Origin of the sequence: Streptomyces sp. 13-12-16 (assembly GCF_002114215.1) — a bacterium.
GTDB lineage: Bacteria > Actinomycetota > Actinomycetes > Streptomycetales > Streptomycetaceae > Streptomyces.
In genome coordinates, this window is the sequence record NZ_NCTE01000067.1 from 1 (window position 1) to 11,728 (window position 11,728).

At 69.1% G+C, this 11,728-nt stretch carries 7 protein-coding genes; 3 read left to right on the forward strand and 4 right to left on the reverse strand.

Annotation, left to right across the window (positions count from 1 at the left end; all coding sequences use genetic code 11):
• Positions 1-758, forward strand: a 758-nt coding sequence (locus B7767_RS03150) for an NlpC/P60 family protein (protein ID WP_107485764.1), incomplete at its 5' end; no start/stop codon positions are given.
• Positions 759-993: 235 nt separating this feature from the next.
• The gene (locus B7767_RS03155; RefSeq protein WP_085570757.1) at positions 994-2,919 is read left to right on the forward strand and encodes a DUF262 domain-containing protein; all 1,926 of its coding nucleotides are present in this window, start codon (positions 994-996) and stop codon (positions 2,917-2,919) included.
• Positions 2,920-3,322: 403 nt separating this feature from the next.
• On the opposite strand, the gene B7767_RS03160 is transcribed toward B7767_RS03155, so the two are convergent.
• The 4 genes from B7767_RS03160 to B7767_RS03175 all read right to left on the reverse strand — a co-directional run bounded on the left by B7767_RS03160 (position 3,323) and on the right by B7767_RS03175 (position 10,438).
• Positions 3,323-4,627 (reverse strand): hypothetical protein, encoded by a 1,305-nt coding sequence (locus B7767_RS03160; protein ID WP_085570758.1) that lies wholly within the window; start codon positions 4,625-4,627, stop codon positions 3,323-3,325.
• A gap of 74 nt (positions 4,628-4,701) precedes the next feature.
• Positions 4,702-6,576, reverse strand: a complete 1,875-nt coding sequence (locus B7767_RS03165; protein WP_085570759.1) for an ATP-dependent endonuclease — start codon at positions 6,574-6,576, stop codon at positions 4,702-4,704.
• A gap of 297 nt (positions 6,577-6,873) precedes the next feature.
• Positions 6,874-9,039, reverse strand: coding sequence for a DEAD/DEAH box helicase (locus B7767_RS03170; RefSeq protein WP_085570760.1), 2,166 nt, complete (start codon positions 9,037-9,039; stop codon positions 6,874-6,876).
• Positions 9,040-9,082: 43 nt separating this feature from the next.
• On the reverse strand, positions 9,083-10,438 hold the full coding sequence (locus tag B7767_RS03175; protein ID WP_179167010.1) for a hypothetical protein: 1,356 nt from the start codon (positions 10,436-10,438) through the stop codon (positions 9,083-9,085).
• A 159-nt stretch (positions 10,439-10,597) separates the two neighbouring features.
• Here B7767_RS03175 and B7767_RS03180 point away from each other — a divergent pair.
• The coding region (locus B7767_RS03180; RefSeq protein ID WP_143652173.1) for a caspase family protein at positions 10,598-11,728 on the forward strand (1,131 nt) is incomplete at its 3' end.

Sequence of the window (11,728 nt, forward strand, 5' to 3'; positions counted from 1 at the left end):
TCGCCCCCGGGGCCTCCGCGGCGGCCGAGCGCGCGATCGCCGCCGCCTGCGCCGAGGTCGCGGCCGGCACCTGGTACACGTGGGGCGGCGGGCACGGCGCCCGGCCGGGTCCCACGTACGGCCAGGTCGACCCGACCGACCCGGACAGCGCACACGACCCCGAACGGCTCGGCTTCGACTGCTCGGGCCTGGTCCGCCACGCGTACGCCGAGGCGGCGGGCTCCGACATCCTCAACGGTGTGGCCAGCCAGCAGTACTACACGCACCGCGCCGCGGCCCGCTTCACCGCCGCCGAGGGCCTGGCCCCGCTGGTCCCGGGCGACCTGCTCGCCTGGGGCACCTCGCAGGACCTGCACCACATCGCCGTCTACCTGGGCGCGGGCAGGATGGTCGAGGCCAAGGAGTCCGGCACCAGGATCATGGTCAGCGACGTCCGCCTCGGCGGCGACTACTTCGGCGCCGTCCGCGTCGACACCGGGCCGGTCACCGGTCACATCCACCAGACCTGGGGCACCGGCGTGTGGACCAAGGCCCAACCCTCCCTCGGCGCCGCCCGCGTCTACGCCTTCCCGTACTCCACCACCGTCCGCGTCCAGTGCCAGAAACACGCCGAAGAGGTCACCTCCGACGGCTACACCAACGACGTGTGGTCCTACCTGCCGGACTACAGGGCGTGGATGACCAACATCTACATCAAGGGGGCGGCCTGGCTCGACGGGGTGCCCGAGTGCGGGGCGACGGAGCCGGCGCCGTCGTGACGCGTCGGCGCCGGGGGCCGTCCTGCGCCGGCTGGTCGTCGACTTCTCGATCGAACACGCGTCCCGTAAACACGTTTGGTCAAAAAGACGTCGCGCCATGCGAAGGGCTCAAGGCTGATACGTCAACGGTCGCCTGAGGCAGCTCCTGAACCATTGCACGTTCATACGGGGGGAGTTGAGGGCCACTGTGACGGATACTCTGCGTGGGAACAGATCACTCACAGGTGGGGGCGGCATGGGGCTGGCGAACGAGAAGATCGTTTCTCAGGTGGAGGACCTGTTGCACGGCAGGGTCGTCATTCCCTCCATTCAGCGCGACTTCGTCTGGATGAGACCCGACGTACGCGACCTCTTCGACTCCCTCTACCGGGGCTATCCCGTCGGCGCCCTGCTCCTGTGGAAGACCAATCTGACAGTCCCCTTCAAGACCGCTGCGGTGGTCCAGGCCGACAAGTCGCCGCACCAGCCCCTTTATCTGCTCGACGGCCAGCAGCGGTTGACTTCCCTTGCCTGGGTGTACCGACCGGAGTCGAAGGCGGACGGACGGCTCATCGACTTGCGCTTCGACGTGCGCACCCAGGAGTTCGTCAATCCGAGTGCGGTCCAGGGCAGGGACCCCATGCTGTTCCGTGTCTCCACGCTGCTGCAGGAGAACGTGCAGTACCACGAGGTCCTCAAGGAAGCCGGAGTGGATTACTCCGACCCGGACTTCGGCGAGTGGATGCAGCGTCTGCAGAAGGTGCACGACATCCGCAGGCAGCAGATCGCCGTGATCACCTACGAGTCGGACGACTATGAGGAGGTCGCCGAACTCTTCGCCCGTCTCAACAAAGGCGGCCGTCGGCTTTCCAAGGGGGATCTCGTCTACAGTGCCATCGCCGCTCGCTGGGCGGACGGTCTGGCCACCATGGACGCCTTCCACCAGTACCTGCGTGACAGCGATTTCTCCCTCGACCGAGAAGCCGTCCTGCGCCTGATGAGCCTGCTCGCGGGTACCAGCGCCCGGCACATCAAGCTGATCGGGGCGGCAGTCGACGAAGTCGCACTCAAGGAGGCCTGGCAGGCCGCCGAGAAAGCACTTCGGTTCGCCATCGACTTCCTGCGGGAGGAATGCGGAATCCCTCGTTCCGGAATCCTGACGTCGCCCAACGTCATCATCGTGCCCGCTCTGCTCCTGCACCAGCGTGAAGGGAAACTCCAGGGCAACGAGCAGGCGCTGCTGCGCCGCTGGGTCTACACGGCGATGGCCTTCAGTCACTACTCCTTGCAGGTCGAGACGAAACTCGACGCGGAAGCACGTCTGTTGCGAACCAGGGACGGCGAGGAGCTGTTCACCGAGCTGATCCGCCGTGCCTCGGGCAACCGTTCTGTGGACACCCCTCTGCATGCGCGGGACCTGGAACAGAAGTACTCCACGCACGCCTTCTTCCGGCTGCTCTACATCGCCGCCCTGCGTGACAAGGCCCGGGACTGGGCCACCAACATCGCCATCAGCGACCAGCCGATGAGCAGCGGAGCCAAGATCGAGTTCCATCACGTGTTCCCGCGCGCCCAGGTGCAGTCGGTCTATGCGAAGGAGGAGTGGAACAGCCTGGCCAACCTGGCGTTCGTGACGGGGCAGACCAACAAGATGATCGGTTCGAAGCTGCCCTTCGAGTACATGGGAGGGATCGCGCCTGACCGCCTTGCCGAACAGTGGATTCCCAGCGATCCCGACCTGCGCTCCCTCGACCGCTTCCCCGAGTTCCTGGCTGCGCGACGGCGTTTGCTGGCCGGTGTGCTCAACGAACTTCTCGGTCTGCCGGTCCCTGACGAGCAGGTTCCGCGCCGCGACGCCGACGAGCCCCCGGCCGACGACGAGTTGATCGCGGAGGAATCCACCGCACCGGTCCTGCGCCCAGCGGACACGCCTGCACGCACCGGAGGACAGGAGATGGCGATTCATGCCGTCTACGGCGGCTGGCACGTCGACGGCCTCTACGACCTCTCGTCCGGCGCGGTGACGATCCCGTCAGGGCCCGGCCGGGGCACGTACGACAACCCCGGTGGAGCGGCCGTAGCCGTGGTTCGGGCGCTCGATCCGCAGGTCGTCCTGTACCGCAAGGGCTGGTCCTTCTGGACTGTCACGGCCACCGGTGAGGAACTGCGGAGCATCCGGTAGGGAGGGACAGGACGGGCCCGGGTGGTCGTGCCCCGGGAGCAGTTGTCCGGAAGACCTGAGCGTGTCCCGGTGTTCGCACTGTCCAGGGGGCATGACAAGCAGGTTCACCGAGTCGGCCGTCGACTGCCGTGCTCCGGTGGGACTCGCGGCCCTCTGGTACGAGGTCCTCGATCCGAGGTGATCGACCGGAGCGAGGGCAAGGCCGAGGTCGATTTCCGGGTGCCGGCCGTCGAGGCGGTCCAAGCCCGCCAGATGTCGCGTGCGCAGGGTGTCAAGCGACGCTTCGGCAGCGGCACCCGGCGCGAAGGACGTGGCCTGTTTCTCCGGGCCACGCCACTTCGCGCACGAGTGCTGGAGTACCCGCCTCCACCACTCACCAGGTGAGTGCGAGGGGGCCGGCCGCTTACGCGGGCAGCGCCGGGAACACGACCACCGAGCCGTCCTCGTCGCGGGCGATCTCGATCGCCACGTCCGTCGAGCGGCTGTCGACCATGGCGCCGTCGCCCAGCTGGTGAATCCGGTGGGCCGCGCGCATCAGGCGGTCGACTTCCGCGGTCGTGAAGACGGGCCGCAATCCGCTCGGGCGGGCCAGCTCCAGCATCGACAGGCGGACCAGGACACCGGCGATACCCGACTCCAGTTCGTCGAGGCGCTGCTGGTCGCGCTTGAGCGCGCGGGTGAAGTTCTCGAACAGGTTGCCGGGGTCGCTCTGGGCGTGCTCGACGGCCTGCAGAACGACGACCCGACGCTTCAACGCAATGGCCAGGGTGGCGAGTTCGAGGTGGGCACGGAAGACGCCGCCATGGTCGTCGATGCCGGGGAACGACTTGGTCAGCGTGCCGAGATCGACGGCCTGGCCCTCCGGCAGCTTGTCGAGTGCGCTCTGCCACTTGGCAAGGCGGCGATCGACAGCGCCCAGCGCCGAGTTGATGGCATGCACTGCCGAGTCCAGACCCAGCGAGACACCGGGCTTGCCCTGGTCGAGCAGGATGGCGGTGGCCTTGTTGATGGCGTCGCGGCAGCCGTCGAGTGCGCTCTGCTCTTGTTCGAGTTCCTGCTCCTGCAGTTGCTCCAGCAGTTCTGTGATGTGCTCGATCGCCTGCTGACGCTTGCCGTCGGCATGCGCGCTCACCCCCACCGCTACGGCCATGAGGACGAGCGGCGCGGCCACGGTGAGCATCGCACTGCCGCCGATCGCCACACCTGCTGTCGCCCCGGCTCCACCGACCGCGCCCGCTGATGCCGCTGGACCGACCGGCACGAACTTCGCGCCACCGACGATTTTCCCCGCCGAGTCCACCAACGGGCCGCGGAAGGCACAGACCGTGCCCTTTGCCGCCATCGGGCGAATGACGCCCTGACCGAACTGGGCGGCGACCTTCGCCGGAATCACCATGCGGTACAGGCCTTCGCTGACAGCCGGTGCCGACGCGGAGGAGCTCCGAGCTGACTGTGTGATGAGCTGCGACAGATGCTGCGCCAGGGGACTTGCGGCATCGAGCGGGATGCCCCGGCCGCGGTCGAGCCGGTCGGGCAGCGGGTGCGCCTCGAGCGTGGCGATCGGTTCCTCGGCCAGGCCGGCCAGCACACTGCGCAGTTCGGCCAGGCGTTCAGCCGTCATCGGCCCGTCATCGGCCAATGCGGGCACCCGGGCATCACCGGTCGCCAGCATCCACACCGGAACGGTTCCCTTGCGGTCGTCAGTCATCGTCTCCCCTTTTTCTCCAGCGACAGCCTACGGTCGGCTTCCGACAGGAATGGCATGAACCTCGTGTATGCGCGCTAGGCCCTGGGCGTCGGCTGTCCTGCCATGGCCCTCACGTTCTCCAGCAGCGCGTGCAGCAGCTTCGGTTCGCCGTCGGCGGTGCGTGCGGCTTCGGCGTAGGTGGGTACGTGCTTGCCCGCGACGTAGCCGGCTTCCAGCTTGGTCAGCTCCCGGCAGCGGGCGCTCCAAGCGGGCCACTCGTCTCTGAGGCAGGTCTCGAGGTCGTCCTCGAAAACGGTGTACTCGGTCTCGGACGCGGTCGCGGGCCTGGGCACGACAGGTACTCCGAGGTAGCCGAGGATCCTCATGTTCTCGGCCTCATGCTGCGGATTGACGCCGCCCTGACCCCTTTGGGGCCCGGTGTCCGCGTCGAACACGAGGTAGCAGCGCACGCCGAAACCCGTCAGGATCGCGTGGCAGAGCATCATGTTGTTCTTGCCCTCGGTACTCAGCACACAGATGCCCTCTGCCCCGAGGTTGCGCCCCTGACGCTCGGCGAAGGCCAGCAGGACGGCTTCGTCCGTGACACCTTCCACGAGCACGGCCACATCGGAGAACAGGGCCTCGGCGAGGTCCTTCACGTACCGCGTGGTCCCTCGGCGTGCGATGGACCGCTCGTCGACGTGTCCGTCGAGCGCTGTCCGCAACTGCTCCTCACCGAGGGTCCTCAGGCCTACGTCGGGGTGCTCGCCGCCCGTGACCCGGTACAGCCTGCGGACCTGCTGGTAGTGGGAAGGGTCGATGAACACCGGGCTGTGCGTCGCGTACATCACCTGGGTCCGGTCCCCGGCCGTCGCGACCAGGCTGCGCAACACCTGTGCGAAGACCCGGGTCTGTGCCGGGTGCTGGAACAACTCGGGCTCCTCGATCGCCAGGCACAGGGAGCGCGTTCCGCTCTCGGGCCGGCGGCATTCGGAGAGGTAGGTGAGCGCCGCGATGATCAGCGCGCGCTGGAATCCGTGGCCCTGGCGGCGGACCGGGGTCAGAGCCGCCCCGTCGCGGATGCTGACCGCGAACGCGGTCCTGGCCCGCTTGGGCACCTGGGCGGTCGGGGTGACGACGACGTCCCGTCCCACGGTGAACCGGCCGACCTCCGCGGACAGGGCTCCGGACAGCCTCGCCAGCACCGGTGCGTAGATCTCCCTGTGCACCTTTTCGCGGGCGGCTTGGGCCTCCTCGTCGATGGCAGTGAAGTGGGCTTCCGCCTCCGAGCGGTCGACCGCGTGCTCGAGGATCCGCCCCACCACGGACGCCTTGTTGTCGTCGGTCTCCTCGTAGGCCCGCAGGTCGGCCGAGATGAAGACGAAGTCGATCAGCTTGCCGAGCAGCCCCTGGCCGGCGAATCCGAAGAAGTGCGTGCCTTCCACCTCGGCCTCGGTGAGCCGGTCCCGGTTCCTCGCCTCCCAGGAGCGCATCTCCGCTTCGGCGGCGTCCCAGCCGCGGACGGCGGGCAGGCCGAGTGCCGGGTCCTGCTCGCGTAAGGCCTTGTACGCGGCCGTCTTCTCCCGGCTGCCGGCCCCCTCCCGGATCCGCTCGAAGGGCGGATAGGCCAGGGCCTTGCCCGTGATCCGGTCCTCTCCGTTCTCCCAGGTGCGCCAGATGCTCAGGGTTTCCAGCCCGTCGGGTGCGTAGTGACCGAGGGCGGCCCGGTCGGAAGCGGTGAGGCCGTCGAACTCGACCTCCACGCGGATCCGTTTGGTCTCCGCCGCCGAGTGGACGTCCTCCTCGCCGAGGGACCCGCCCTTCTCACCGTTGAAGAACCAGTCGAGGGCACGCAGGACGGTGGACTTGCCGACGCCCGTCGGGCCGATGAGCGAGGTGATGGAGTCGAAGGAGACGTCGAGGCTGCGCAGGCAGCAGAAGTTCTCGATGCGAACGCGCTTGATCTTCATGGTTTTCCTGAGGTGTGACGGTACGGCACGCCCGGGCGGCGAGGCGTCGAGCGGGCCGTGACGCCAGGGCACTCCGGGTTCAGCCGGGCATGGAGGACAGGTGCTTCCGATGACGTCCCCCAGACATCATCGGAAGCGTGAGCACTCAACCATGATGCTGAAAGCAGTGTCAATCGAACAGTAATTGATGTGTGAAGGTTCCAGACCTGTCGTGGGTGCGAGCGCGCGGAAACCGCCGCAAGAAGAGAGCTCTCCCGAGTGACTGAGCGCTGGAGAGTGGTGCCGTGCCGAGGGGGATCAGACGGCGGTGACGCCCGCCTCGGTCAGGAAGGTGCTCGGTTCACCCGACCAGGACACGAAGAGACTGTCCCGCGCCCGCGTGCAGGCGACGAACAGCAGACAGCGTTCGGACAGCATGTCCGTCTCGTACTGCTTGGGGTCCACCTCGGGAGGAGTGACCGCCTTCGGGAACGGCAGCGCCTCGTCGTTGACGCCGATGACCGCGACGCAGCGGAACTCCAGGCCCTTGAACGAGTGCATGGTGCCGACCCGTACGGCCGTCTCCTCGGCCGTGGAGGAGCCGCCGGAGGCGTTGCGCAGGGTCACCGCGGAGACGCCGGCGTCCTTCAGGTGTGCCACCGCCTTCCCGCACGTCTTGTTGAACCGGGCGCTCACCCCGATCTCACCCGCGCCGACCCCCGCGTCCAGCCACATCCGCACCTGGGCCACGAGCGCGTCCAGCTCGGCCTCCTCGGTCGTCGCGCCGAGCACGACGGGCCCGTCCCCGTGCAGGGCGGAGCGGTAACCGAGCAGGGTCTCGTTGCGGCCCTCGTCCTCGAGCTGAGCGATCGGGCGGCCGACCAGCAGGGCCGTGGACCAGCGCAGGATCTCCTGCGTGCTGCGGTAGTTCTTGCGCAGCTTCACCGACCGCCCGGTCACCTTGATGCCGAGCGACTTCAGCGACACCTTCGAGTCGTAGATGCGCTGGTGCGGGTCGCCCGCGATGAACAGGTCGTCCGGGCGGGCCGGGACGGCGGCGCGCAGCAGCCGCCACTGCGCCGGATGCAGGTCCTGTGCCTCGTCCACCACGACGTGCCGGTACTGCGGTCCCTTCTCCTCCAGCAGCCGTGCCGCCTCCGCGCACGTCTGCAGCCAGGTGCGGCACCCGTCCTTCGCCAGGCCGGCCGTGAACCGCTCCACCGTCTCCCACACCAGCGGCCGCTCGGCCGCCGTCAGCCGGCTGCCGCGGCCCCGCCGGTCCGCCACCTCGTACTCGGCGAGGGTGGTGATGCCCTGGGCCAGGACGACGTGCCGGTACTCCTGGGCGAGGAACTGCGCGCTGCCGGTGAAGCCCGTCGCCTTGGCGGCCTTGCCCCAGCGGCTCACCTCCTCGTTGCTCATCAGCGGACGCAAGGCCACCGCGCCCGGCGCCTCCGCGACGACACGGCTGGCGAAGCCGTCCACCGTCGAGATGTCCACGCGCTCGCGCAGCTCCGGGTCGTCCACCAGGGACTCCAGACCCGAACGGAGCGCGTTGACGAGCGCGTTGGTGTACGTCGTCAGCAGGATGCGCTCCCCGTCGCGCAGGTGCCCGAGCAGGTGCTTGACCCGGTGCAGCGCCACGACGGTCTTACCGGTGCCCGGCCCGCCCGTAACCTGAGCGGGCCCCGAGTACGACGCCCGGTACGCCACCTTCCGCTGGGAGGGGTGCAGGAAGACCCGCCAGGCCGCGAAGGGCTTCTCGAGGATGTCCCGCAGTTCCTCGGGGGCCGTCACCAGCGCGATACGGGCCCGGGTGTGCTGGATCGCCGTCTCGTAGTCCCGCGTGTCCACCGGCTGCGTGGACGCCTGCAGGGCGGGCGCCACGATGTCCTGCCAGACCTCCTCCACCGTGCAGCCCGCGGCGAGGTACTGCAGCACCTCCCGCTGGTCCTGCGGCAGCAGCGGCGCGAAGACGTCCAGCTGCTCCTGGTCGACCAGCGACCGGGCCTGCCGCATCGTCTCGGCGTCGATGCCGAGCGCGGTCAGGTCCCCGTCGGAGAACTTCGCGAACAACCGTGGCTTCGACGACGACTCCGCCACCCGCTCGTACGCGGGCGTGATCTCGTCCAGGGTCGCCGCGTCCCGGATCTCGACCGCCCGCGTGACCTCGTTGATGCTGGACTTCTGCTTCATCGCCCAGTCGATGGCCTTGTCGTGCGGCATGACCCGCAGCAGGACGAAGGTGTCCCCGGACGGCGGCGCGAGCACCACACCGCGCCAGAACTGGTCGATGCGGATCGTCCGGATCTGCTTGTCCTTCGCCTTCGTCAGGCTCTCCAGTTTCAGCCCCTGGTCCTTGAAGAGCTGGTCGAGGGTGAGCCGGCCGAACTTCTCCCAGGCGTCCAGGACCCCCTTCCTGACCGGCGGCTGGAGCTTGGGGAGTTCGGCGAAGAAGCCGATGTCGAAGGCAAGCTGGGGCATGGGTGAATCCTAGTGAAGGAAAACCGGACCGTGCCGCCACATGTCACGGCTGTGCCACCAGCACGATGCTGCTCACGTCGTTCACCCGCCCGGTGTTCACCGGGTCTCCCACGGTCACCCGCCAGGTCCCCGGGCCGGGCAGTGTGAGACGGGTGCCGTAGCGGCCGTCCCCGTGGTTGCGCAAGGTCCTGCGTGCGCCGGTTCGGCCCGTCTCGATGTCCTCCGCGTCAGCGGACAGCAGGAGCCGGTCGTCGTCGGCCGTCACCTCGACGGGGCAGTCCGGCCCTTCGACGACCTCGGGCACGTCGACCGACAGCTCCCGCCTGCCGTCGAGGAACTCGCGTGGATCGCACGCGGTGAGCAGGGCCTCCACCTGGTTGAGCAGGGCCCGTTCGTTCTGCAGAGCCCCGTGTTTCTGGGCGAAGAAGCGCACGGTGGAGTCGTCGGACGACTGGACCGGGAAGCAGGAGAACCGAGGGACCGTGCCGTCGCCGAAGTGGTCGGTGCCGTCCACGTCCCGCAAGCCGTCGAGGGTTCCGGCGCCGAGCCGCGCCGACTGGCGTGTGGGCTGCCGGTAGCCGCCGAAGACGTGCAGGGCATAGCCCTCACCGTCGGCACGGTCCAGCTCGTCATGGAACCGCAGTGCGTCGGCGGCCATGTCGCCGTCCACGCCTGAGACACGGACGTGATCCAAGTCGGAGCGAAGGCCGTCAGGGCCGGCCAGGCACCGCCAGGTGGGCAGAAGCTGGTGCAGCGACGGCATGGAACGTGCCAGCCTCGTGAACGGCTCGGAGAACCGACCCAGGCGCGGGGCCACACCCCCGTGCAGGGAGGTGAGCGCGTTCACTGACCCCCTGTAGGGCGTACCGATGGTGACGAGGCCGCGGGCGTGCCGGCTGCCGCCGAGGACGTCCAGGTAGTAGCGGGCGACCAGGCCCCCCATCGAGTGGGCGATGAACACTGCTTGTGCCGTGGGGTCACCGACACGCTCACGCCAGGCGGTGAGTGCCGGTTCCACCCTGGCGGCGAGCCTGCGCGCGTTCAGCCGGACCGAGAGCCGCCAGTCGTAGGGAAAGGGCAGGAGGTTGCCGTTCCGCTCGGACACGCGCAACCGCCGTTCCAGGAAGCCCAGGAGCGTGCCGTAGCCGTCGATCGCGGAGACACCCGGCAGGATGTGCAGCCCTTTGAGCAGCCCGACCGCCTCGACACCGTCCTCGGGGTCGGAGTCCCCGATGCCGCGTGGCAGGGTCAGGGCCCGCACCTCGTGCAGTCGGCCCAGCGCGTGCCGTCCGGCCACCGCGAGTGTGTGGTTCCACACCTCGCGCCCGTCCTTGGCCAGGACACTGCCCATGATGCCGGGCAGGACCACGACCAGGTCCGTCACCGGAAGTGTCGGCACCGATTCCCCCTGCTGTTCGTTCGGTCGTACCATGCGGCTGGCCGACGGCAGGCTCATGCTACGACCGCGCCCACGGGTCCGTCCCGTGCGGTGGCGCACAGGCGCCGTCGGGAAAGCAGGGAGTACGGCGACGGGGGAGCACCAAGTGCGGTGGCGCGCATGACGGACGACGGCCGCTTCGTCCTGGTCGGCATCGGTGACTACCAGGACGCGAGCTGGCCGAAGCTGAACCACGTGTCGGCCAGTGTGGAACGCCTGTACCGGCTGTTCCGCGGCCTCGGCTACGGTCACGAGCTGCCGGATCTGGCGGACGGCGGTGACGTCGCCACCATCACCCGGCGGTTACGGGCCTGGCACGGCGGTGGCTCGCGGCTGGTCCTGTACTGGACGGGGCACGGCTGCGTCGACGCGGGCGAGCACTTCCTGATCGCCGCCGACTCCCCGGGCACCCGCCTGGACGGGCTCAGCGCGATCACTGCGAAGGCCCTCGCCCGCTTCCTGGCGAACCGGGAGTTCCACGAGGTCCTCATCCTCCTCGACTGCTGTGCCGGCGGGGCGGCCGCCTCCCGGGTCGCCGCCGAGATCTGCGAAGTGCTGGACCGCACCAGCGCCGCCGGGCCCGAGCGGCGATTCGCGGTGATCGCCTCGGCCCGCGGCTACGACAGCGCCGAGGACGGGCTGTTCGCGGAGACACTGGAGCACGTGGTGCGGCACGGGCCGGAGGACCGGCGCTGGACGGAACACGACGAGACCATCCGCTCCGACGAACTGGCCGACGCGATCACCCGGATCCTGTCGGACCACGACGCCGCGACGGCGTTCCGTGCACTGGGCGCACCCGTCCCCGCACTGCGCAACCCGCTGCACCCGTCGGCGACCGTTCCCGACGAGGACGTGGAGACCAAGCGGCTGCGCCGACTGCGTTCGGCGGACGTGGACCAGCATCTCGTGCTCTCCGCCCGGGGAATCGAAGTGGGGGAGACCGGATGGTACTTCTGCGGCCGTGAGCGACTGCTGCGACGCGTCGTCGGCTATCTGCAGCACGCCGAGCGCGGACTGTTCGCGATCACCGGATCGCCCGGCACGGGCAAATCCGCGCTGCTCGGCCGGATCGCCACACTGTCGGTGCCCGCGTTGCGCGCCGCCGCCGAGGAGGAGGGCGCGCTCCACGACACCCCCAGCTCGGCGCTCCCGCCCCTGGGCTCCGTCGATCTGGCGCTGTCCTGCCGGAACAAGACCCTGGACGACTGCCTGCGCGCCGTCGCCGACGCCTTGAACCTGCCCACGCAC